This window comes from Pseudomonas sp. D(2018) (assembly GCF_005502555.1).
GTDB classification, from domain to species: Bacteria; Pseudomonadota; Gammaproteobacteria; order Pseudomonadales; family Pseudomonadaceae; genus Metapseudomonas; species Metapseudomonas resinovorans.
In genome coordinates, this window is sequence record NZ_SCOK01000050.1 from 1 (window position 1) to 21,792 (window position 21,792).

Annotated in this window: 19 protein-coding genes; 7 read left to right on the forward strand and 12 right to left on the reverse strand. The window is 63.6% G+C overall.

Annotated features, from left to right (window positions below; all coding sequences use genetic code 11):
• From FFS60_RS23435 to ccoN (FFS60_RS23485), 11 genes are all read right to left on the reverse strand, one after another.
• Positions 1–1,408 (reverse strand): heavy metal translocating P-type ATPase (locus FFS60_RS23435; protein ID WP_137823319.1); only part of this gene is annotated, 1,408 nt, incomplete at its 3' end.
• Between the two features lie 6 nt (positions 1,409–1,414).
• Positions 1,415–1,912, reverse strand: coding sequence for a FixH family protein (locus FFS60_RS23440; protein WP_137823320.1), 498 nt, complete (start codon positions 1,910–1,912; stop codon positions 1,415–1,417).
• A gap of 14 nt (positions 1,913–1,926) precedes the next feature.
• Positions 1,927–3,342 (reverse strand): cytochrome c oxidase accessory protein CcoG, encoded by a 1,416-nt coding sequence (gene ccoG / locus FFS60_RS23445; RefSeq protein WP_137823321.1) that lies wholly within the window; start codon positions 3,340–3,342, stop codon positions 1,927–1,929.
• 135 nt (positions 3,343–3,477) lie between these two features.
• Complete coding sequence (gene ccoP, locus FFS60_RS23450; protein WP_137823322.1) at positions 3,478–4,452, reverse strand: cytochrome-c oxidase, cbb3-type subunit III; 975 nt, start codon at positions 4,450–4,452, stop codon at positions 3,478–3,480.
• Entirely contained in the window at positions 4,449–4,637 is a 189-nt protein-coding gene (locus tag FFS60_RS23455; protein ID WP_028630904.1) for a CcoQ/FixQ family Cbb3-type cytochrome c oxidase assembly chaperone, read from the reverse strand. The genes ccoP (FFS60_RS23450) and FFS60_RS23455 overlap by 4 nt, the downstream gene beginning before the upstream one ends.
• Positions 4,638–4,643: 6 nt before the next feature.
• Positions 4,644–5,255: a cytochrome-c oxidase, cbb3-type subunit II gene (gene ccoO, locus FFS60_RS23460; protein ID WP_028630903.1), complete on the reverse strand. Its 612-nt coding sequence runs from the start codon at positions 5,253–5,255 to the stop codon at positions 4,644–4,646.
• Positions 5,255–6,694, reverse strand: a complete 1,440-nt coding sequence (ccoN, locus tag FFS60_RS23465) for a cytochrome-c oxidase, cbb3-type subunit I (protein ID WP_028630902.1) — start codon at positions 6,692–6,694, stop codon at positions 5,255–5,257. The genes ccoO (FFS60_RS23460) and ccoN (FFS60_RS23465) overlap by 1 nt, the downstream gene beginning before the upstream one ends.
• Positions 6,695–7,129: 435 nt before the next feature.
• Positions 7,130–8,065, reverse strand: a complete 936-nt coding sequence (ccoP, locus tag FFS60_RS23470) for a cytochrome-c oxidase, cbb3-type subunit III (RefSeq protein WP_137823323.1) — start codon at positions 8,063–8,065, stop codon at positions 7,130–7,132.
• Complete coding sequence (locus FFS60_RS23475) at positions 8,062–8,229, reverse strand: CcoQ/FixQ family Cbb3-type cytochrome c oxidase assembly chaperone (RefSeq protein ID WP_028630900.1); 168 nt, start codon at positions 8,227–8,229, stop codon at positions 8,062–8,064. The genes ccoP (FFS60_RS23470) and FFS60_RS23475 overlap by 4 nt, the downstream gene beginning before the upstream one ends.
• Positions 8,230–8,233: 4 nt before the next feature.
• A complete protein-coding gene (gene ccoO, locus FFS60_RS23480; protein WP_028630899.1) occupies positions 8,234–8,845 on the reverse strand; it encodes a cytochrome-c oxidase, cbb3-type subunit II in 612 nt (203 codons plus the stop codon).
• Positions 8,845–10,281: a cytochrome-c oxidase, cbb3-type subunit I gene (gene ccoN / locus FFS60_RS23485; RefSeq protein ID WP_028630898.1), complete on the reverse strand. Its 1,437-nt coding sequence runs from the start codon at positions 10,279–10,281 to the stop codon at positions 8,845–8,847. The genes ccoO (FFS60_RS23480) and ccoN (FFS60_RS23485) overlap by 1 nt, the downstream gene beginning before the upstream one ends.
• Before the next feature lie 108 nt (positions 10,282–10,389).
• Here ccoN (FFS60_RS23485) and FFS60_RS23490 point away from each other — a divergent pair, with 108 nt between their 5' ends.
• Positions 10,390–11,019, forward strand: a complete 630-nt coding sequence (locus FFS60_RS23490; protein ID WP_137823324.1) for an alpha/beta family hydrolase — start codon at positions 10,390–10,392, stop codon at positions 11,017–11,019.
• A gap of 103 nt (positions 11,020–11,122) precedes the next feature.
• On the opposite strand, the gene FFS60_RS23495 is transcribed toward FFS60_RS23490, so the two are convergent.
• Positions 11,123–12,688: a PAS domain-containing methyl-accepting chemotaxis protein gene (locus tag FFS60_RS23495; protein WP_137823325.1), complete on the reverse strand. Its 1,566-nt coding sequence runs from the start codon at positions 12,686–12,688 to the stop codon at positions 11,123–11,125.
• 630 nt (positions 12,689–13,318) lie between these two features.
• Between FFS60_RS23495 and FFS60_RS23500 the strand changes: the two genes are divergently transcribed.
• From FFS60_RS23500 to algG, 6 genes are all read left to right on the forward strand, one after another.
• Positions 13,319–14,629, forward strand: coding sequence for a nucleotide sugar dehydrogenase (locus tag FFS60_RS23500; protein ID WP_137823326.1), 1,311 nt, complete (start codon positions 13,319–13,321; stop codon positions 14,627–14,629).
• An 81-nt stretch (positions 14,630–14,710) separates the two neighbouring features.
• Positions 14,711–16,192 (forward strand): glycosyltransferase family 2 protein, encoded by a 1,482-nt coding sequence (locus tag FFS60_RS23505; RefSeq protein ID WP_137823327.1) that lies wholly within the window; start codon positions 14,711–14,713, stop codon positions 16,190–16,192.
• 65 nt (positions 16,193–16,257) lie between these two features.
• The gene (locus tag FFS60_RS23510) at positions 16,258–17,436 is read left to right on the forward strand and encodes an alginate biosynthesis protein Alg44 (RefSeq protein ID WP_028630893.1); all 1,179 of its coding nucleotides are present in this window, start codon (positions 16,258–16,260) and stop codon (positions 17,434–17,436) included.
• Positions 17,433–18,812, forward strand: coding sequence for an SEL1-like repeat protein (locus FFS60_RS23515; protein WP_137823328.1), 1,380 nt, complete (start codon positions 17,433–17,435; stop codon positions 18,810–18,812). Before FFS60_RS23510 ends, FFS60_RS23515 begins: the two co-directional genes overlap by 4 nt.
• A gap of 2 nt (positions 18,813–18,814) precedes the next feature.
• On the forward strand, positions 18,815–20,254 hold the full coding sequence (locus FFS60_RS23520; protein ID WP_256658140.1) for an alginate export family protein: 1,440 nt from the start codon (positions 18,815–18,817) through the stop codon (positions 20,252–20,254).
• A gap of 14 nt (positions 20,255–20,268) precedes the next feature.
• The gene (algG, locus tag FFS60_RS23525) at positions 20,269–21,789 is read left to right on the forward strand and encodes a mannuronan 5-epimerase AlgG (RefSeq protein WP_137823330.1); all 1,521 of its coding nucleotides are present in this window, start codon (positions 20,269–20,271) and stop codon (positions 21,787–21,789) included.
• Positions 21,790–21,792 lie beyond the last annotated feature (3 nt).

The following is a 21,792-nucleotide window of genomic DNA, read 5'->3' on the forward strand; positions in this document are numbered from 1 at the left end:
GGGCGCAGGGGCAGGTGGCGACCAGCAGGGAGAGCACGACCCAGAACGCGCGGTCCGGGTCGATCTGCCACCAGATGGCGCCGACGATGGCGGCAGCAGCGAGGACGATCAGCAGGAACCACTGGGCGACCTTGTCCGCGAGCTCGGCCAGACGCGGCTTGTCCGCCTGGGCGCGCTCCAGCAGGCGCACGATGGCGGAGAGGCGGGTGTCGTCACCCAGCGCCTGGACTTCGATGGTCAGCGGGCCTTCGACGTTGAGGGTGCCGGCCGTGACGGTATCGCCTTCGCCACGTGGGTGGGGCAGGTATTCGCCGGTAAGCAGGGACTCGTCGACGCTGGACTGGCCGGTGAGAATCTGGCCGTCAGCCGGCATCAATGCGCCCGGCGGCACCAGGACGCGGTTACCGACCTTCAGTTCGCTTAGCAGGATTCGCTCGCTGTGCCCGGTCGCATCCAGGCGCAGGCAGGAAGCCGGCAGCAGGTTGACCAATTGCGCGGTGGCGGCGGCCGTGCGTTCACGCGCTCGGCGTTCCAGGTAGCGGCCGGCGAGGAGGAACAGGGCGAACATGCCCACGGCGTCGAAGTAGAGCTCGCCCACGCCGGTGACGGTGGACCAGATGCCGGCGACATAGGCACCGCCGATGGCCAGGGAGACCGAAACGTCCATGGTCAGGTGGCGTGTGCGCAAATCGCGCAGGGCGCCGCGGAAGAACTGACCGCAGCAGTAGAAGACGATCGGCGTGGTGAGGAACAGGCTGACCCAGCGCAGGATGGTGTCCAGCTCGGGGGACAGGTCGATGTTGAACTCCGGCCAGGTGGCCATGGCAGCCATCATCACCTGCATCCAGAGCAGGCCGGCGACGCCCAGCTGGCGCATGGCGCGGCGGTTTTCGCTGGCCAGACGTTCGGCGGCTTCGTCCGCTTTGTAGGGGTGGCCGGCATAGCCGATCTTGCGCAGCTCCTTGAGCATCCGGCTCAGCGGCAGCTGGCTGTCGGACCAACGTACCTGCAGACGATGGTTGGAGAGGTTGAGGCTGGCCTCGGCAACGCCCGGCAAGGTCTTCAGGTGTTTCTCGATCAGCCAGCCGCAGGCGGCGCAACTGATGCCCTCGATCAGCAGGCAGGTCTCGCTCAGTTCGCCTTGGTGCTGAACGAAGGGCTGCTGGACTTCGGCGCGGTCGTAGAGGGCAAGCTCGTCGGGGAGCTCGCGGGGCAGGGTGTCAGGGTTGGGGGCGCTGTCGCTGCGGTGGCGGTAGTAGCTCTCCAGGCCGCCGGCGACGATGGCTTCGGCTACCGCCTGGCAACCCGGGCAGCACATGGCCCGCGTCTCTCCCAGCACGCGGGCCTCGAAACGACTGCCGGCCGGAACCGGCAAGCCGCAGTGGTAGCAGGAAAGTGGTGCGCTCATGGGCGCTTATTCGCCGAGGCGGATAACACTGCCCTTGCTCAGGGTTTCTTCCTCGAACAGGCGCCAGTCCTGGCCCTGCTCCTGGCCGATCAGCTCGACGAAGCGGCGCCCGTTGACCGTGTCCTGCAGGTGGCCGCGGTAGTGGCCGTCAGCCTGGGGCTGGAGCACGATGCGACGGTCCTTCTCCGGCTGAGTAGGGGAGAGCAGGCTCAGCACCAGTTGCTGCGGACGGCTTTCGCCGACCAGTTGCAGCTCGACTTCGCCGCTGGCCTCATCCACTTGCAGGCTGGCTTGCATGCCGAGCTGCTTGGCGAGGTTCTCGCGTTCCAGCGAGGTGTTGATGCCCTTGCCGACTTCGTAATAGTTGTCGGAGACCAGGCTCGGTGGGTTTCGGGTGGCAATCACCAGCATGGTGGTGCCGAGCACCACCGAGGTGCCGAGAATGGCGAGGATGAACCAGGGCCAGGGCTGCTTGTACCAGGGGCTGGGAGTTTCGGACTGCATGGGTCTTCCGTTTGCTAGCGGACGCTGGGGCCGATGAAGCGGCTGTCGGCGTCGGTCTTGATACTGGGGTCATCCGCGCTGTGGACGCGGAAGAGGATCTTGTTGGTGCTGGACGGCAGCTGGTCGGGGTCGATGGACAGCTCCACCGGTACCGAGAGCACTTCACCCGCGTCGGCGCGGACTTCACGCTTGCCCTCGTAGACCAGGCCATCAAGGCCTTCGGCGTCGATGACGAAGGTCTGGTCGATCTGGGACTTGTTCATGATCTTCAGGGTGTAGACGTTCTCGATCCGACCCTGCTCGTTCTCGCGGAACAACACGCGGTCCTTGATAACGTCCAGTTCTACGAGGGAGCGAATGGCTACGGCGTAAGCGAAGAGGCCGATCATGGCGACGAGTGCAATAGCGTAACCGATCAGGCGCGGGCGTATCAGCTGCGTCATCTGGCCATTGAGGTTGTGCTCGGTGGTGTAGCTGATCAGTCCTTTCGGATAGTTCATCTTTTCCATGATGCTGTCGCAGGCGTCGATGCACGCCGCGCAGCCGATGCATTCGATCTGCAGGCCGTCACGAATGTCGATGCCGGTGGGGCAGACCTGGACGCACATGGTGCAGTCGATGCAGTCACCAAGTCCCTGGGCCTTGTAGTCGGTGCCTTTCTTGCGCGGGCCGCGGGATTCACCGCGACGAGGATCGTAGGAAACGATCAGGGTGTCCTTGTCGAACATCACGCTCTGGAAGCGCGCGTACGGGCACATGTAGATGCACACCTGCTCGCGCAGCCAGCCGGCGTTGCCGTACGTGGCAAGGGTAAAGAAGCCCACCCAGAAGTAGGCCCAGCCACTGGCTGCGCCCGTGAAGAATTCGAAGACCAGTTCGCGGATGGGGGTGAAGTAACCGACGAAGGTGATGCCGGTGGCGAAGCCGATCAGCAGCCAGAGGCCATGCTTGGCGGACTTGCGCAGGATTTTCTGGCCGCTCATGGGGGCCTTGTCGAGCTTCATGCGCTGGTTGCGGTCACCTTCGGTGACTTTTTCGCACCACATGAATATCCAGGTCCAGACGCTCTGCGGGCAGGTGTAGCCGCACCAGACGCGTCCGGCGAATACGGTGATGAAGAACAGTCCGAAGGCGCAGATGATCAGCAGCCAGGAGAGGAGGACGAAATCCTGGGGCCAGAAGGTGGCGCCGAAGATGTAGAACTTTCGCTCGGGGAGGTTCCACCAGACGGCCTGGCGGTCGTTCCAGCTCAGCCAGACGGTGCCGAAGTAGAGCAGGAAGAGGAAAGCGCCACCTGCCATCCGCAGGTTGCGGAACAGGCCCGTGAAGGCGCGGGTGTAGATTTTTTCGCGGCTGGCGTACAGGTCGGTGGTTTCACCGCCCTTGGCCGGGGAAGGGGTGACGTTCTTGACAGGAATCTGTTCGCTCATCGTTCTCATACCACGGCGGTTGTCGGCGCCCTGACCAGTACATCGCCGGTCGGAGTCTTTTTGCCCGCTATATATGGTACGCCTGATAGCGGCCTGCCATGTGCGACAGTGCGTCGCGCATGGCAGGCGAGGGTATTACTTGGCTTCCGCTTCTGCAGCAGGTTTCTGCGACAGGCTGTACACGTAGGCAGCCAGCAGGTGCACCTTGTCGTTACCGAGGATTTGCTCCTGGGCCGGCATGGTGCCTTGGCGACCATAGCGGATGGTCTGTTGCAGTTGGGCGTAGCTGCTGCCGTAGATGAAGGCGCTCGGGTGGGTAAGGTCTGGAGCGCCCATCGCCGGGGTGCCCTTGCCTTCCGGACCGTGGCAGGCCACGCAGTTGGCAGCGTAGATGGCTTTACCGGCTTCCGGATCAGCCTTCACGTCCTTAGGCAGTTCGCGACCGTGCAGGGTCACGCGCAGGAAGGCGGCAACGTCGCGCACGCCCTGGTCGCCGACGACTTCACCCCAGGCCGGCATGATGCCGTGGCGGCCAGCCATGATGGTGGTCTTGATGGTGGCGGCTTCGCCCCCCCAGCGCCAGTCGCGGTCAGTCAGGTTCGGGAAGCCGTAGGCGCCCTTGGCATCGGAACCGTGGCACACGGAGCAGTAGGACGCGAACATGCGGCCACCCATTTTCAGGGCTTTCGGGTCCTGGGCCACTTCCTCGATCGGCATGGCTGCGTACTTGGCGAAGATGGGGCCGTATTCCTTGTCGGCCTTGTCCATTTCCTTTTCCCACTGGTGCACGCCAGTCCAGCCAGCCTCGCCGTTGGCGAAGGGCTTGCCCTCGGTCACTTCGTTGTAACCGGGGAAGATGCCTTTCCAGTTGCCCATGCCCGGGTACATGACCAGGTAGCCGACGGCGAAAATCAGGGTGCCGACGAACAGCATGAACCACCACTTGGGCAGCGGGTTGTCATATTCCTCGATGCCGTCGAAGGCATGGCCGACGGTTTCTTCGGTGCTTTCCTGGCGCTGGCCACGACGGGTGGCGAAGATCAGCCAGGTCAGCGCCACCAGCGTGGCGCTGGTGAGCAGGGTTACGTACCAACTCCAGAACGAAGTCATTCTTTCTCACTCCTAGAAGCTTGCTCGTCGCGCTTGGCGGACTTCGGAGGCTCATCCGCGAAAGGCAGGTTGGCTGCTTCGTCGAAGCTGCTCTTGCGCCTGCTGCTGTAGGCCCAGAGCACGACACCGATGAAGGCGACGAAGACGACGAAGGTGCCTATACCGCGGAGAGTCCCGATATCCATCTTGCGTTACCGTTTGTTCTTGATAGAGGTGCCCAGGCCTTGCAGGTACGCGACGAGCGCGTCCATCTCGGTCTTGCCTTTGACTGCCGCCTTGGCGCCGGCGATGTCTTCGTCGGTGTAGGGCACGCCCAGCTTGCGCAGAGCTTCCATCTTGTCGGCGGTGTGCTTGCCGTCGAGCTTGCTCTCAACCAGCCAGGGGTAGGAGGGCATCTTCGACTCGGGCACTACGTTGCGCGGGTTGTACAGGTGCGCGCGGTGCCAGTCGTCGGAGTAGCGGCCGCCAACGCGGGCCAGGTCCGGACCGGTACGCTTGGAACCCCACAGGAAGGGGTGGTCCCAGACGCTTTCACCCGCGACGGAGTAGTGGCCATAACGCTCGGTTTCGGCACGGAAGGGGCGGACCATCTGCGAGTGGCAGCCAACGCAACCCTCGCGGATGTAGATGTCACGGCCTTCGAGTTCCAGCGCGGTACGCGGCTTCATGCCTTCCACCGGAGTGTTAGTCACGTCCTGGAAGAACAGCGGCACGATCTGCACCAGGCCGCCGATGCTCACGGCGATCACCATGAACAGCGCCAGCAGGCCGATGTTCTTCTCGACTAATTCGTGTTGCTTCATTAGTGAGCTCCTTGCGGAATCTGCGCAGCAGCGTCGTATTCAGACGGCTTGGCAGCACGTACGGTGCGATAGGTGTTGTAGGCCATCAGCAGCATGCCGGTCACGAAGAAGGCGCCGCCGATCATGCGCACCAGGTAGCCCGCGTGGCTGGCTTCCAGGGCTTCAACGAAGGAGTAGGTGAGGGTGCCGTCTTCGTTGACAGCGCGCCACATCAGGCCCTGGGTGATGCCGTTGACCCACATGGAGGCGATGTACAGCACGGTACCGATGGTCGCCAGCCAGAAGTGCGCGTTGATCAGGCCAACACTGTGCATCTGCTCACGAGCGAAGACCTTCGGGATCAGGTGGTACAAGGAGCCGATGGAGATCATGGCTACCCAGCCGAGCGCGCCGGCGTGTACGTGACCGATGGTCCAGTCGGTGTAGTGGGAGAGGGCGTTGACGGTCTTGATGGCCATCATCGGGCCTTCGAAGGTGGACATGCCGTAGAAGGCCAGGGAAACCACCAGGAAGCGCAGGATGGGGTCGGAGCGCAGCTTATGCCAGGCACCGGACAGGCTCATCATGCCGTTGATCATGCCGCCCCAGCTCGGAGCCAGCAGGATCAGAGACATGGCCATGCCGAGGGACTGCGCCCAGTCCGGCAGGGCGGTGTAGTGCAGGTGGTGCGGACCGGCCCAGATGTACAGGGTGATCAGCGCCCAGAAGTGCACGATGGACAGGCGATAGGAGTAGATCGGACGTTCGGCCTGCTTCGGCACGAAGTAATACATCATCCCCAGGAAGCCGGTGGTCAGGAAGAAGCCTACGGCGTTGTGGCCGTACCACCACTGGATCATGGCGTCGGTAGCGCCGGCGTACATGGAGTACGACTTGAAGGCGTAGACCGGCATTTCCATGCTGTTGACGATGTGCAGCATGGCCGTCACCAGGATGAACGCGCCGAAGAACCAGTTGCCCACGTAGATGTGCTTGGTCTTGCGTTTCATGATGGTGCCGAAGAAGACGACGCAGTAGGTGATCCAGACGATACCCAGGAGGATGTCGATCGGCCACTCCAGTTCGGCGTATTCCTTGGAGGAGGTATAACCCAGCGGCAGGGTGATGACTGCCAGCACGATCACGGCTTGCCAGCCCCAGAAGGTGAAGGCGGCCAGACTATCGGATACCAGACGGGTCTGGCAGGTGCGCTGCACCACATAATAGGACGTGGCGAACAGTGCGCATCCGCCGAAGGCGAAGATCACCGCGTTGGTATGCAGGGGGCGCAGGCGGCCGAAAGAGGTCCAGGGTAGGTTCAGGTTGAGTTCCGGCCACACGAGTTGTGCGGCGATGAACACGCCTAGACCCATCCCTATGACCCCCCAGATCACCGTCATAATGGCGAACTGGCGGACCACCTTATAGTTATAAGCAGTCTGACTGATTGCTGTGCTCATGCTAGGGGTTCCACGGTTAATGGAGTTTTTTGGGGACAAAAAATCGGCGGCAAGTATGGAGAAAGAGGGTAGCCATTGCAACGACACAAGCCGACACAATCGGGGCTGAAAAGCCCGCTGGACAAGGATTTGCGGCTGTGCTTTCGGCGCTGCTCGACGCGCTGTCGAAACCCGATGGGTTGCGTGACTGGAGGGATCGCCTCGGAGTTGTCACAAGTGGCGACTGGAAAGCAGCTTAGCCGATGTCAATGAAGGCAGGGTGCTACTGGTCGGAGAGGTGCGACACTGGGTCGCACTATATAAAGGAGGGGGTGGACACTTCCCTGTGTCCTTGGCACCCGGCTCAGGGTGCCGTTTTGCGCGGCATGCAGTTCGGCTGGAGGGCCTGGCTGCGTGGTTGGAGCGACGCGTCCTTGCGTCACCCCGACTTCTTCACTACTTGATGGCCAGATCCTGGTCCTTGTGAGACAGGCTGTAGATATAGGCAGCCAGTACGTGGACCTTGTCCTGGCCAAGGTATTCCTGCTGGGCCGGCATCTGGCCGTTGCGGCCGTAGCGGATGGTCTGCTGCAGTTGGGCCAGGCCCGAGCCGTAGATCCAGCCGGCCGGGTGGGTCAGGTCCGGAGCACCCATGGCCGCAGTGCCTTTGCCGTCGACGCCGTGGCAGGCAACGCAGGTAGCGGCGAATAGCGACTTGCCGGACTCCAGGTCTGCTTTGGTGCCTTCCGGCAGTTTCAGGCCGGCCAGGTCCTGGCGCACATAGGCTGCAACGTTCTTCACGCCCTCGTCACCCAGCACTTCGCCCCATGCCGGCATGGCGGCCACACGACCGTGCAGGATGGAAGCCTTGATAGTTTCCGGTTCGCCGCCCCAGCGCCAGTTGCTGTCGGTGAGGTTGGGGAAACCCATGGCACCCTTGGCGTCCGAGCCGTGGCAGATGGAGCAGTAGGTGGCGAACAGGCGGCCGCCCATCTTCAGGGCTTGAGGGTCCCTGGCCACTTCCTCGATGGACATGGCGGAGTAGCGGGCGAAGATCGGGCCGTACTGTTGGTCGGCCTTGTGTACTTCGCGCTGCCATTGGGCTTCCTGGGTCCAGCCGTCGGTGTAACCGGGGAAAATCCCTTTCCAGTTACCCAGCCCCGGGTAGAGCACCAGGTAGCCGGCGGCGAAGATCAGGGTGCCGACGAACAGCAGGAACCACCACTTGGGCAGCGGGTTGTCGTACTCCTCGATACCGTCGAAGGCGTGGCCCATGGTCTTGTCAGTGGTGCCCTGGGACTCGCCCTTTCGAGTGGCGAAGATCAGCCAGAGCAGCGCCAGTAGGGTGAAGATGGTGAGCAGGGAGATGTACCAGCTCCAGAAAGTGGTCATGCGCGGGTGCTCCTAGAATCGTTCCGGTCGTCGTCGGCGAAGGGCAGGTTCGCGGCTTCGTCGAAGCTGGCCTTGCGCTTGCCGCTGTACGCCCAGCAGATCACGCCAAGGGTGGCGATCAGCACCAGCAGGGTGCCGAGGCCACGCAGGGTTCCGATGTCCATGGCCTTACCTCTTGTTCTTCAGGCTGGTGCCCAGCACTTGGAGATAGGCGACCAGGGCGTCCATCTCGGTCTTGCCCTTGACCGCCGCCTGGGCGCCCGCAACATCCTCGTCGCTGTACGGCACGCCGAGGGTCTGCATGGCGCGAAGCTTGGCCGCCGTGTCCTTGCCGTCCAGCGTGTTCTCCACCAGCCAGGGGTAGGCGGGCATCTTCGACTCGGGCACTACGTTGCGCGGGTTGTAGAGGTGCGCACGGTGCCAGTCGTCGGAGTAGCGGCCGCCCACGCGGGCCAGGTCTGGGCCGGTGCGCTTGGAGCCCCACAGGAAGGGGTGGTCCCAGACGCTTTCACCGGCCACGGAGTAGTGACCGTAGCGCTCGGTTTCGGCGCGGAAGGGGCGGATCATCTGCGAGTGGCAACCGACGCAGCCTTCGCGGATGTAGATATCGCGGCCTTCCAGTTGCAGGGCGGTGTAGGGCTTCATGCCTTCCACCGGGGTGTTGGTCACGTCCTGGAAGAACAGCGGCACGATCTGCACCAGGCCGCCGATGCTGACGGCCAGGATCATGAACAACGCCAGGAGGCCGACGTTCTTCTCGAGTTTCTCGTGCTGTTTCATCAGTGGGCTCCTTGCGGGATCTGCGCGGCGGCGTCGTATTCAGCAGGATCGGAGGCCTTCGCGGTACGCCAGGTGTTCCAGGCCATGAGGAACATGCCGCTGAAGAAGATGGCACCGCCTATCACCCGCACGACGAAGCCGGGGTGGCTGGCTTCCAGGGCTTCGACAAAGGAATAGGTGAGGGTGCCGTCCTCGTTCACTGCGCGCCACATCAGGCCCTGGGTGATGCCGTTGACCCACATGGAGGCGATGTAGAGCACGGTGCCGATGGTGGCCAGCCAGAAGTGGGTGTTGATCAGGCCGGTGCTGTACATCTGCTCGCGACCGAACACTTTCGGAATCAGGTGGTACAGGGAGCCGATGGACACCATGGCTACCCAGCCGAGCGCGCCGGCGTGTACGTGGCCGATGGTCCAGTCGGTGTAGTGGGAGAGGGCGTTGACAGTCTTGATGGCCATCATCGGGCCTTCGAAGGTGGACATGCCGTAGAAGGCCAGGGAAACCACCAGAAAGCGCAGGATGGGGTCCGAGCGCAGCTTATGCCAGGCGCCGGAGAGGGTCATCATGCCGTTGATCATGCCGCCCCAGCTCGGCGCCAGCAGCACCAGGGACATCACCATGCCGAGGGACTGGGCCCAGTCCGGCAGGGCGGTGTAGTGCAGGTGGTGCGGACCGGCCCAGATGTACACCGCGATCAGCGCCCAGAAGTGCACGATGGACAGGCGATAGGAGTACACCGGGCGTTCGGCCTGCTTCGGCACGAAGTAATACATCATTCCCAGGAAGCCGGCCGTGAGGAAGAAACCCACGGCGTTGTGCCCGTACCACCACTGAATCATGGCGTCGGTGGCGCCGGCGTAAAGGGAGTAGGACTTGGTCAGGGTGACCGGGATCTCCAGGTTGTTCACCAGATGGAGGATCGCCACGGTGAGGATGAAACCGCCAAAGAACCAGTTGCCCACGTAGATGTGCTTGGTCTTGCGCTTCATCACGGTGCCGAAGAAGACGATGGCGTAACTGACCCAGACAATGGTGATCAGAATGTCGATCGGCCACTCCAGCTCGGCGTATTCTTTCGAGCTGGTCCAGCCCATCGGCAGGCTGATGGCGGCCAGCACGATCACCAGTTGCCAGCCCCAGAAGGTGAAAGCGGCGAGCTTGTCGGAGATCAGGCGGGTCTGGCACGTACGCTGCACCGCGTAGTAGCTGGTGGCGAACAGCGCGCATCCGCCGAATGCAAAGATCACTGCGTTGGTGTGCAGTGGGCGCAGTCGGCCGAAGCTCGTCCAGGGAAGGTTGAAGTTGAGTTCCGGCCAGGCCAGTTGTGCGGCTATGAGAACGCCGAGCCCCATCCCGACGATTCCCCAGACCACCGTCATGATGGCGAACTGGCGGACCACCTTGTAGTTATAGGCGGTACTGCTTGCTGTGCTCATGTTATGGGCTTCCGTCCACGGTTTTTGGATTGCGCGGCAAGCATGGTGAAAGCCCATTGGGCGACTATTGATCTGGATCAATCGCCCACAAACGACGGAGAAGTCTGAATGCTGTTGTGGAACAGGCCTGACGGCCCGGTTTCGTACACCCTTATCCTGGCCCATGGCGCCGGTGCCCCGATGGACAGTCCGTTCATGGATGACATCGCGCAAAGGCTCGCCGCTCGTGGTGTTGCGGTGGTGCGTTTCGAGTTTCCGTATATGGCTGCACGGAGGCACGACGGACGTCGCCGACCACCCAATCCCCAGGCCCTGCTTCTGAGTTGCTGGCGGGAGATTCATGCCGAGGTGCGACAGCAGGTCACAGGACCCTTGGCCGTGGGTGGCAAGTCCATGGGTGGGCGCATGGCGAGCCTGCTGGCAGACGAACTGGGCGCTGACGCGCTGGTCTGCCTGGGTTATCCCTTCCATGCCGTTGGCAAGGCGGACAAGCCTCGTGTCGCCCATCTGGCGGACCTGAAGACTCCGACCCTGATCATCCAGGGCGAGCGCGACCCTATGGGCGACCGCCTTACGGTTGCGGGCTACAGCCTCTCGGGTGCCATTCACCTGTGCTGGCTCGCTGCCGGGGATCACGATCTGAAGCCGCTTAAGGCCTCCGGGTTTACCCATGAGCAGCATCTGGACACCGCCGCGGACGTCATAGCGCGGTTCCTGGCGGGACCGGTCCAGGAATGAGAAGGGCGCAGTCTCAGGCTGTGTGAAAACTACTGCGCTCGGTGATGCCGAGCGTCGCTCGCGACGGTCTCACACAGCCTGGTCTGGCGCCCTGTTGATTGCTTCAGCGATTGAACCTATCCACCAGGGAGTACTGTCCCTGCGCCGTGTGGGTCAGCTCTTCGCTTAGCAGGGCCGTGCGCTGGGCCTCGCCCGAGGTCTGGTCGGCCAGGTGGGCGATGCTGCTGATGCTCTGGTTGATTTGCTCGGCCACCGCGCTCTGTTCCTCGGTCGCGGCGGCGATCTGGTCGGCCATGTCAGCGATGTTGGCCACCGCTTCGCTGATGCCCACCAGCGCCTGGTCCGCCTGGAGTACGCGCTCGACGCCTTCGTCCGCCTGGCGACGGCCATGCTCCATGGTGTGCACGGCTTCTTCGGCGGTCTTCTGCAATTGGGCGATGAGTTGATGAATCTGCCCGGTGGATTCCGCCGTGCGCTGGGCGAGCTGGCGCACCTCGTCGGCCACCACGGCAAAGCCACGGCCCATTTCGCCGGCGCGGGCGGCCTCGATGGCCGCGTTGAGCGCCAGCAGGTTGGTCTGGTCGGCGATGCCCTTGATGACATCTACCACGCCACCAATTTCATTGCTGTCCTGGGCCAGTCGCGTGACGGTCTCGCCGGTTTCACCCACTGACGCCGAGAGACGCTGGATGGCTTCGCGGGTTTCGGCGGCGATATTGCGGCCCTCGCTGGTCAGGCGGTTGGCTTGCTGGGTGGCATCGGCGGTGCGCTGCACGTTGTTGGCCACTTCCTGGGTGGTGGCGGCCATCTGGTTCACCGCGGCGGCCACCTGCTCGGTTTCAACCCGCTGGCGTTCCAGGCCTTCGGAGCTGTTGTGAGCCAGGGCGTCGGCCTGGCGAGCCTGCTGGGTGAGGTGCTCTGCGGTGTCCTGCAGGCGGGTCAGGCAGGTCTTCAGCCGCGCTTCCTGGCTGAGCATGGCCATTTCCAGGCGCGCCTGGACGCCGCGGCTGTCGGTGTACATCTGTGCGATCAGCGGGTCGGAGGTGGTCTGTTCGGCAAGGTGCAGCAGGCGCTTGATGCCGCGGTTCTGCCAGGCCAGGCCGATCAGGCCCAGGGGCACCGACAACAGGGCGGCGAGAAGGAAGCCCCAGTGGGAGTTCAGCCAGGCGCCGATCAGGAAAGCGATCTGGCTGATGAGAATGAAGGGCAGCCAGTCCTGTACCACCGGCAGCCACTTGTCGCGGCTGGGGATGGCGGCCTTGCCGGTATTCAGACGCTGATAAAGGGCTTCGGCGCGACGCACCTGTTCGGCAGTCGGCTTGATCCGCACGGATTCATAGCCGGTGACCTGGCTCCCTTCGAAAATGGGCGTGACGTAGGCATTCACCCAGTAGTGGTCGCCGTTCTTGCAGCGGTTCTTCACCACTCCCATCCACGGACGTCCCTTTTTCAGGGTTGCCCACATATGAGCGAAAACCGCAGGCGGTACGTCCGGGTGGCGTACCAGGTTGTGAGGTGAACGAAGCAGTTCGTCGCGGCTGAAGCCGCTGATGTCGATGAAGGCTTCGTTGGCATAGGTGATGACGCCTTTGCTGTCCGTGGTGGAGATCAGGCGTTGTTCGATCGGGAAGCTACGTTCCCGCTGGGTCACAGGTTGGTTATTTCTCATGGTGTCCTTCCGCAAGGCTTACTGCTTATATCGGCATCCGCGCACTTAGGTTGAGCCTTTTCTTTTCGCGACAGTCTATCCGGATTCCGTCGCCACCTACCCCCTCATTTTCCTGCTTGCCTACCGCCCTGATAGCGATCTCGAAGTCGCGCAAGTTTTTGACGCGGATAATCTGGCGAACTTTTCTTTTTCCCTGATGGATATCTATCAAGTGCAGTGTTCTGTTTTTGGCGGCATATATATGACGCACTTTGGAGTTCGCACTGGTATCTCTCAATGGAACTTGCGGGTGCGTTCTTATGGCTTGCAAAGACTGTCCTGCATGGTTTTGGTGCTTTCTTTGGGTTGGGGTGAAGGCTGCGTAATGCCTGGCTTTTAGGGTAATTGCTTGTTTTTAATTGGTTATTAATTTTGAAACTTCAGGATGCTTTGATAGTTGTACGGCTGGCATTCGATTTGCTCAGTCGAAGTTGTCTTTCGCAATACGGCTGTCGTGCTTTCTTGACGTCGTGAACCCGGTCCCCGGTCATTCGCGAAGAATCCTGCCGTGCCTTCGAGTCTTGTTCGGGCTGGACGCTCGCAAGTCTGTCGCGAGGTCAGCCCTGGTCGTTCGCCTGGGGGGATCGTGCAATGCGCATCAGCATTTTCGGATTGGGGTACGTGGGGGCCGTTTGTGCAGGTTGCCTGTCGGCGCGGGGGCACCAGATCGTCGGGGTGGACATCGCCCCGTTGAAGATCGAGATGATCAACCAGGGCAAGTCGCCCATCGTGGAACCGGGGTTGGGGGAGTTACTTAAGCAGGGCGTGGCCAGTGGGCGCCTGCGCGGCACCCTGGATGTACGTGATGCGGTGCTGAGCACCGACATCTCCTTCATTGCCGCGCCAACGCCGAGCAAGAAGAATGGCGATCTGGACGTTTCCTACATCGCCCAGGTCTGCGAGCAGATCGGCAGCGTGCTGCCGGAGAAGACGACTCGCCACACTGTAGTGGTGCGCAGCACGGTACTGCCCGGCACGGTGATGAACGTGGTGGTCCCGATGCTGGAGAAGTGCTCGGGAATGAAGGCCGGTGTCGATTTCGGCATCGCGGTGAATCCCGAGTTCCTTCGTGAGAGCACGGCGATCAAGGATTACGACTATCCCGCCATGACGGTCATCGGGGAGCTGGATTCGCAATCCGGAGATCTGCTGCAAGCCATCTACAGCGAGCTGGACGCGCCCATCATCCGCAAGAGCGTCGAAGTGGCGGAGATGATCAAGTACACCTGCAACGTCTGGCACGCAACCAAGGTCACCTTTGCCAACGAGATCGGCAATATCGCCAAGGCCGTGGGTGTCGACGGCCGTGAGGTGATGGAGGTGATCTGCCAGGACCACAAGCTCAACCTCTCCAAGTACTACATGCGCCCGGGCTTCGCCTTCGGCGGCTCCTGCCTGCCCAAGGATGTGCGCGCGCTGACCTATCGCGCCGGCCAGCTGGACATCGAGCATCCACTGCTGCACTCGATCATGCGCAGCAACCGGGTCCAGGTGGAACGTGCCTTCGACCTCATCGCCAGCCATGACAAGCGCCGTGTCGGGCTCCTCGGGCTGTCCTTCAAGGCCGGTACCGATGACCTGCGCGAAAGCCCCCTGGTCGACCTGGCCGAGATGCTGATCGGCAAGGGCTACGACCTGCACATCTACGACCAGAACGTCGAGTACGCGCGGGTCTACGGTGCCAACAAGGACTACATCGAGTCGAAGATCCCTCACGTGTCATCCCTGCTGTGCGCCGACCTGGACAAGGTCGTGGAGCAGGCCGACGTCATCGTTCTCGGCAATGGTGACCAGCAGTTCGCCGGGCTGCTGGACAAGATGCCGGCGGGCAAGACGGTGATCGACCTGGTGGGGTTCATGAAGTCGCGCAGCGGCGCGGGCATGGAAGGTATCTGCTGGTAGCCAACGGACCGGACGCCAAGCCCCGGAGCCGGTACGGCGACGGGGTTGGGGAGCGGCGTTCCATGGGGGAGGGGGATGCGAATGGATGGCTTGGCGAGCAGCCTGCGCGAGGGCGCCGGCTGGATGTTTTTCTGCACTGCACTGATGCTGCTGGCGTTGGCCATGCCGCAATCGGTGTTCGATCCGGAGTCGCGGGATTTCCTGCTGCTGCTGGGCGCCGTGGGCATCTGGCGCTATTCCATGGGCGCCATCCACTACCTGCGCGGCATGCTGTTCCTCTATGTCGTGTTCCCCTGGTACCGGCGCCAGGCGCGCAAGCTGGGTGAGTCCGCCGCCCCGTCCCATGTGTTCCTGCTGGTCACCAGTTTTCGCATCGACGCGCTGACCACGGCCCAGGTCTACCGCTCGGTGATCCAGGAGGCCATCGACTGCGGCTATCCGACCACCGTGGTGTGCTCCCTGGTGGAAATGTCCGACGAGCTGCTGGTCAAGAGCCTCTGGCAGAAGCTCGATCCGCCTGCGCGCGTCAGCCTGGACTTCGTGCGCATCGCCGGTACCGGCAAGCGCGATGGCCTGGCCTTCGGATTCCGCGCGATCTCCCGGAGGCTACCGGACGAGAACGCGGTGGTGGCCGTGGTTGACGGCGATACCGTGCTCACACCTGGCGTGGTGCGTCGGACGGCACCCTATTTCAAGCTGTTGCCCCGGGTCGGCGGGCTCACCACCAACGAGTTCTGCGAAGTACGTGGCAGCTACATCATGAGCGAGTGGCACAAGCTGCGCTTCGCCCAACGCCATATCAACATGTGCTCCATGGCCCTGTCCCGGCGCGTGCTGACGCTGACCGGTCGGATGTCGGTATTCCGTGCCCAGGTGGTTACCAACCCCGGTTTCATCGCCGATGTGGAAAGCGATCACCTCGACCACTGGCGGCTCGGCCGCTTCCAGTTCCTCACAGGTGACGACAAGTCCAGCTGGTACAGCCTGATGCGCCTGGGCTACGACACCTTCTACGTACCGGATGCCGCCATCAACACCGTGGAGCACCCGCCGGAGAAAAGCTTCTTCAAGGCCAGCCGCAAGCTGATGTTCCGCTGGTATGGCAACAACCTGCGGCAGAACTCCCGCGCCCTGCGCCTGGGGCCGCGCCGCCTGGGCTGGTTCACCTGCCTGGTGCTGGCTGACCAGCGCGTGGCGATGTGGACCAGCCTGCTGGGACCGGCCGTCGCGATCATTGCCAGCCTGAAGTACGGCATCCAGTTCCTGCTGATCTACCTCCTCTGGATCGGCCTGACCCGGCTGGCTCTGACCCTGCTGCTGGTGGCCTCCGGGCACCCGGTTGGGCCGGCCTATCCGATGATTCTCTATTACAACCAGGTGCTCGGCGCCCTGGTGAAGGTCTACGTCTTCTTCCGGCTCGACCGGCAATCCTGGACGCGGCAGAACACGCGGCTGGATCGCGGCCTGGCGAGCTTCCAGAACGGGTTCAACACCTGGTCCTCCAGGGCCATGACCTTTTCCGCGGCCAGTGTCTTCCTGGCCGTGCTCATGAGCGTTGTGTAAGGGGGCAGGGTGGCTGAAGGGCCGGCCCTGCAGGGGACAAAACCGTTTTGCAAAGGAAGGGAATGATGACTACAGCCACGGGTGTTGCCAGCAATGCCAATATCGTCCATGAGTCCGAGGCCCAGCGGCAGTTTGCGCGCCTCAAGATGCCGGCCAAGGTGCGCTTCCTTGGCCCCAATCGCGAAACACTCGAAAGCGAGCTGCTGGATCTTTCCGCCGGCGGCTTCAGCTTCCGGGATACGACCCACCCGCTGGGCGTAGGGGGGCACCACAAGGGCAAGCTGGTATTCCAGGTCGATGGGCTGGGCATGGCCATCGACGTCGAATTCCAGGTGCGGTCGGTGCAGGACAAGGGGGCACGCGTTGGTTGCGAGTTTCACAACCTGCGCCCTCGCGAAGTGGCCGCGCTGCGCTACCTGATCACCGCCTACACCAGCGGTGAGATGGTGACCGTGGGCGACATGCTCAACACCTTGCAGCGCGACAACTTCGCGAAGGCGCGCAAGGGGCGGGATGGCGGTGCCGGCATGGGCTTCTTCGGTCGCCTGCGCGCCTTGAGCTTCAGCTTGATGATCTTCCTCGTTGGTGTCGGCGCCTTCACCTACATCCTCAACCAGCTCTATCAGCTGTACTTCGTCACCCATGCCGACTCGGCCATGGTCAGCCTGCCCAGCCAGACCGTCAGCATGCCGCGTGAAGGCGTGGTGCAGGCCGCGTTGGTGAAGGTTGGTGGAGACGTGGCCAAGGGCGCGCCCCTGGCTACGTTCAGCGCGACCATGCTCGATGTGCTGAAGAACAGTCTGCCGGAAGGCCAGATGACCCCGGACAACATCGAGAGGCTCTTCAGCAAGACGCTGCAGGGTACCCTCACCAGCCCCTGCGACTGCCGCGTCGTGGCCCAACTGGTGGGCGACGGCCAGCCGGCCGGCAAGGGAGCGCCGGTGTTCGAACTGTTGCCCCTGCAAGGGCAAGCCACGATCGAGGCGCGCTTCCCCTACAAGACCTTCGCCAAGGTGCAGCCCGGCGCCGAAGTGCGTGTCCAGGTGGCCGGTGAGAGTACATCGCGCACCGGGCGAATCAGTACGGTGTCCCTGCAGCAGGGCGGATTGGCCTCGGACCTGAGGGTTTCCGTTCTCACCGACGATCCCTTGACCACCGACATGGCCGGGCGCCCGGCAGAAGTGGTCATCGACGGCCTGCCCGGCAACTTGCTGCTGGACAAGGTCATGGCGGCCGGCAAATGAAGGTCGTACGCCTGGCCCTGATGGGCTGCGGCCTGCTCGCGGGCTGTGCCGGGCTGCCCGACCAACAGTTGGCGCGGGAAGCGCTGCTGCGGGGCGATACGGAAACCGCCCGGCAGAACTTCCAGGCCCTGGCCGGCATGGGGTACCCCGAGGCGCAGACGGCGCTGGGAGACATGGCGGTGGGCAGTCGCGACCCTTCGCGCCTGGCCGAAGCCGAAACCCTCTACCGCCAGGCCGCGACCCGCTCGGTACGCGCGCAGTCGCGTCTCGGCCGGCTGCTGTCGCGTCAGGGCGGCGCCAGCGATGCGCAACTCAAGGAGGCCGAGGTGCTCCTGAGCCAGTCCATCGCCCAGGGCGAGTACAGCGCCGTGGTGCCGATGACGCTGCTCTACCTGAGCTACCCGCAACTGTCGCCGGACCTCGACCCACAGCAACAGGTGAACGACTGGCGCGCCAGCGGTATTGCCGAGGCCGAGCTGGCGCAGATTCTCATCTACCGCAGCCAGGGCACCTACACCGCACACCTCACCGAGGTGGAGGCCAAGTGCCAGGCGCTGCTGGCGGTTCAGGACATCTGCTACGTCGAGCTGGCGACCGTCTACCGGCTGCGTCAGCAGCCGGCCGTGCTGGAGCAGTTGTTGGCCAATCTGCGCGATGCCCACGCGGCAGGGCGCGTGGCGCCCGCGCGGCTGGAGTCCGTGGCCCTCACCCTGGCCGATCCGACCATTCCGGCTCCGGCCGAGCTGAGCCAGGCCAAGGCCCTGCTGGTGGATGTCGCGCCGGGCTACCCGGCTGCCTGGTCGTCCCTGGGCAAACTGCTCTACGACTACCCGGCGCTGGGCAGCAGCGAGGACATGCTCGCCGCCCTCGAACGCGGGCGTGCGGCAGGCGACAGCCGCGCCGAGCTGCTCACCGGGCGCCTCTACTACGACGGTCGTGCGCTCGCGCCGGACCCGCGCCAGGCCGAAGCCCACCTGCTCAAGGCGGCACCCGAGCAGCCGGCGGCGAACTTCTACCTGGGCCAGCTCTATCGCCGTGGCTATCTGGGGGAGGTCCGTCCGCAACAGGCGGTCGACCACCTGCTGCTGGCCGCCCGCGCCGGCCACGGCAGCGCCGACCTGGCCCTGGCCCAGCTGTTCAGCGAGTCGCGCGGCGTCAAGGTGAACCGCGTCAACGCCTACGTATTCGCCCGGATGGCCGCCAGCCAGGGACGTCCGGAAGCGGCCGCCCTGGTGGTTGGTCTGGAACCGGCCATGACGGCTGCCGAGCGTCAGCGCGCCGCCGAGCTCCTGCGGGAAGAGCAGGGCACGCGGCAGATCGACCCGGCACGCCTGGCCCGAATTCAACCGCTGCACAATGGAATGGACCTGCTATGAAGATGACGCGCTGGATGGGGGGCATCCTCGGCGGCTCATTGCTGAGCGGCCAGCTTTTGGCGGCCACGGCGGAGGCGCCGAGCAGTTTCGGCCTGGACATCAAGTTCACCGCGCAATCGGAGGACGATCGTGACCTCGGCACCCGGCCCGGCGGCGACGTGCAGGGCCTGGGTGTCGACGTGCGTCCCTGGCTCTTCGGGCTCTGGGGTGACTGGAGCGCTTACGCGATGGCGCAGGGCGTGGCCGCCACCGACACCATCGAGACCGACACCCTGGAGTCCGACAGCATCGTCGCCGACAGCGAAGACGGCAGCGATGCCCGCGAGGCCGACAAGAGCTACCTGGCGCTGCGTGAGTTCTGGGTGGACTACGGCGGGCTCACCGCCTACCCCGGCGAACACCTGCGATTCGGCCGGCAGCGGGTGCGCAGCGATGAAGGCACCTGGTGGGATACCAATATCGAGGCGCTGCACTGGGTGTTCGACACCACCTTGCTCAAGGCCAATCTGGGCCTTGCCGAGCGCTACAGCGACTACCGCACCGACATCGACGACCTGGCTCCCGAGGACGAGGACCGCCAGCACCTGTTCGCCGGTATCTCCACCCAGTGGGCGCCGGGCCACAGCCTTGGCGCCAAGCTCCACCACAGCCGCGATGACGGCGACCTGGCCGGCGTCGGCGAAACCGTGGACGAACTGACCAAGACCCAGACCGGCGACCTCACCTGGCTGGGCCTGCAGGCCGATGGCGACTACTTCAACCCGCGCAGCACGCTGCCCCTGAACTACTGGGCGCAGGCCATTTGGCTGACCGGTGACCAGGACAGCGTCACCCAGAGCTCGGCCAGCGGCCTGCCCCTGGTCACCGGCGAACGCAGCGGTGATCTGGATGCCTGGGCGGTGGACCTGGGGCTGCGCTGGAACATCGACGGCCAATGGAAGGCCGGCGCGGCCTACGCCAGGGGCAGTGGCGGCACGGATTCCAACAGCGAAGATTCCGAGCAGTTCGTGCAACCGGGGCTGGAGAGCAACCGTTCCAGCTTCACTGGTACCCGGACCCGCGTGCATCGCTTCGGCGAGGCCTTGCGCGGCGAACTGACCAACATCCAGGTGGCGACCCTCTACGGCTCCCTGGCGGTGCGCGAGGACTACGACGCCAGCCTCGTCTACCACCGCTTCTGGCGCCTGGAAGATGACCTGCCCACCGGAGATTCCGGAATCAGCGCCACGCTGGTGAACGGCGAGAAGGACCTGGGGCAGGAGCTCGACCTGGTGGCCACTTACTACATCAAGGACGGCCTGGTGCCGCCGGGGCTGGACTGGGTGGACGAACCCTCGGCACTGGTCCGCGTGCGGCTGGGGCTGCTGTTCCCTGGTGATGCCTACGAAGACGCGGACTCCACCATGCACCGCGCCTTCGTCGACTTCGTCTGGCGCATTTGAGGGAGGGGCATGAGATGCAAGGGATGATCAAGTCCGGAGTCGCATTGGCCGCGTGCCTGGCCAGTGCCCTGGCCGGCGCGGAAATACTGGCCGGCGGTTACCGGCTCAGCGCCGAAGCGGGCGAACCGCTGGAGATTGCCGCGCCGGCGATGCCGGATCTGTCCGTTTTCACGGCAGCGGCGGCTGAGGCCAGAATCCAGCGCAAGCCAGAGGGCCGCGCGGTAATCAAAGAGATGCTGCATGAAGACGCACTGGACGAATTCATCGGCGGCGAAGAGCGCCTGAAGGAATGGGTAGTGCGCCAGAAACGCATGCCCCGCGCCATCTTCATCGAGAAGGGCTACATGAACACCGCCGCGCTGGCCAGGCAATTGCCCCGGGAGGTGTTCGCCGAAACCGCTCCGGGCGTCTACCTGGCGCGGCTGCCGATCATCGTGCGCCCGGGCGCCACTCTGCATATCGACCGCGATACGCGCGAACTGCGGCTGTCCCAGGAGGCCGGTGCCTTCCTGGTCAACGACGGTCGGGTGTTCATCACCGGCACCCAGGTCACGGCCTGGCGCGAGCGCACCGGTGAACCGGCGCTGTGGCGCGAGGCCAAGGAGTTCAGGCCCTATTTCCTCGCCTGGGGCGGCACCGAGACCTACGTGGTCGACAGCGTGATCCAGAGCTTCGGCTACGACGCCAGCAAGGCCTATGGTTTTTCCATCTCGCAGTACAGCCCGAGCATGGCGCCGAAGATGAAGCGCTCACGTCCCACCGGCTGGCTGCTCAACTCGCGCTTTATCGACATGTGGTACGGCTTCTACTGCTACGAGGCGGACGACGTCGTCATCCGGGGCAATGTCTATGACCGCAACATCGTCTATGGCATCGACCCCCACGACCGTTCGCGACGGCTGATCATTGCCGAGAACGAGGCATTCGGAACGAAGAAGAAGCACGGGATCATCATCTCCCGCGAGGTCAACGACAGCTGGATCATCAACAACCGGTCCCATCACAACAAGCTGTCCGGCATCGTCCTGGACCGCAGCAGCGTCAACAACGTCGTCGCCTATAACGAGACCTACAAGAACGAGGCGGACGGCATCACCCTCTACGAAAGCCCGCGTAACCTGCTCTGGCACAACCGCAGCATGAACAACGAGCGGCACGGCATACGCGTGCGCAACAGCCTGGATGTCCGCCTCCAGGGCAACCTGCTGGCCGCCAACAAGCTCACCGGCATCTACGGCCACATCAAGGACCTGCGCGGGACCGATCGTGACCTCGAAGAAGACCCCTTCGACCCGCGCGTGTCCCTGCGCATCGTTGGCGACCAACTCGTCGGCAATGGCTCCAGCCCCATCTCCATCCATTCACCGACGCGGCTGGAACTCTACCGGCTGAGCATCCTGGCGCCGCAGAAATCCTCGGGGATTTCCTTCAGCGGCCTGCTGGGCGAACACCAGGGCGAAATCATGGACATTCTGCTGCGCCAGCAGCGGGCGGTGCTGATCGAGCCCGCCGACAGCCTGGCCAGCAAGGAGTGAAGC

Excerpts from the sequence above, each read along its gene's own strand:
- FFS60_RS23490 (WP_137823324.1), top strand. The coding sequence starts at position 10,390 with ATGCTGTTGTGGAACAGGCCTGACGGCCCGGTTTCGTACACCCTTATC.
- FFS60_RS23500 (WP_137823326.1), top strand. The coding sequence starts at position 13,319 with ATGCGCATCAGCATTTTCGGATTGGGGTACGTGGGGGCCGTTTGTGCA.
- FFS60_RS23475 (WP_028630900.1), bottom strand. The coding sequence starts at position 8,229 with ATGGACATCGGAACCCTGCGTGGCCTCGGCACCCTGCTGGTGCTGATC.
- ccoO (WP_028630903.1), bottom strand. The coding sequence starts at position 5,255 with ATGAAGCAACACGAATTAGTCGAGAAGAACATCGGCCTGCTGGCGCTG.
- FFS60_RS23510 (WP_028630893.1), top strand. The coding sequence starts at position 16,258 with ATGACTACAGCCACGGGTGTTGCCAGCAATGCCAATATCGTCCATGAG.
- FFS60_RS23455 (WP_028630904.1), bottom strand. The coding sequence starts at position 4,637 with ATGGATATCGGGACTCTCCGCGGTATAGGCACCTTCGTCGTCTTCGTC.
- ccoP (WP_137823323.1), bottom strand. The coding sequence starts at position 8,065 with ATGACCACTTTCTGGAGCTGGTACATCTCCCTGCTCACCATCTTCACC.
- ccoP (WP_137823322.1), bottom strand. The coding sequence starts at position 4,452 with ATGACTTCGTTCTGGAGTTGGTACGTAACCCTGCTCACCAGCGCCACG.
- FFS60_RS23495 (WP_137823325.1), bottom strand. The coding sequence starts at position 12,688 with ATGAGAAATAACCAACCTGTGACCCAGCGGGAACGTAGCTTCCCGATC.
- FFS60_RS23515 (WP_137823328.1), top strand. The coding sequence starts at position 17,433 with ATGAAGGTCGTACGCCTGGCCCTGATGGGCTGCGGCCTGCTCGCGGGC.
- ccoO (WP_028630899.1), bottom strand. The coding sequence starts at position 8,845 with ATGAAACAGCACGAGAAACTCGAGAAGAACGTCGGCCTCCTGGCGTTG.
- FFS60_RS23520 (WP_256658140.1), top strand. The coding sequence starts at position 18,815 with ATGACGCGCTGGATGGGGGGCATCCTCGGCGGCTCATTGCTGAGCGGC.
- algG (WP_137823330.1), top strand. The coding sequence starts at position 20,269 with ATGCAAGGGATGATCAAGTCCGGAGTCGCATTGGCCGCGTGCCTGGCC.
- FFS60_RS23505 (WP_137823327.1), top strand. The coding sequence starts at position 14,711 with ATGGATGGCTTGGCGAGCAGCCTGCGCGAGGGCGCCGGCTGGATGTTT.
- ccoG (WP_137823321.1), bottom strand. The coding sequence starts at position 3,342 with ATGAGCGAACAGATTCCTGTCAAGAACGTCACCCCTTCCCCGGCCAAG.
- ccoN (WP_028630902.1), bottom strand. The coding sequence starts at position 6,694 with ATGAGCACAGCAATCAGTCAGACTGCTTATAACTATAAGGTGGTCCGC.
- FFS60_RS23440 (WP_137823320.1), bottom strand. The coding sequence starts at position 1,912 with ATGCAGTCCGAAACTCCCAGCCCCTGGTACAAGCAGCCCTGGCCCTGG.
- ccoN (WP_028630898.1), bottom strand. The coding sequence starts at position 10,281 with ATGAGCACAGCAAGCAGTACCGCCTATAACTACAAGGTGGTCCGCCAG.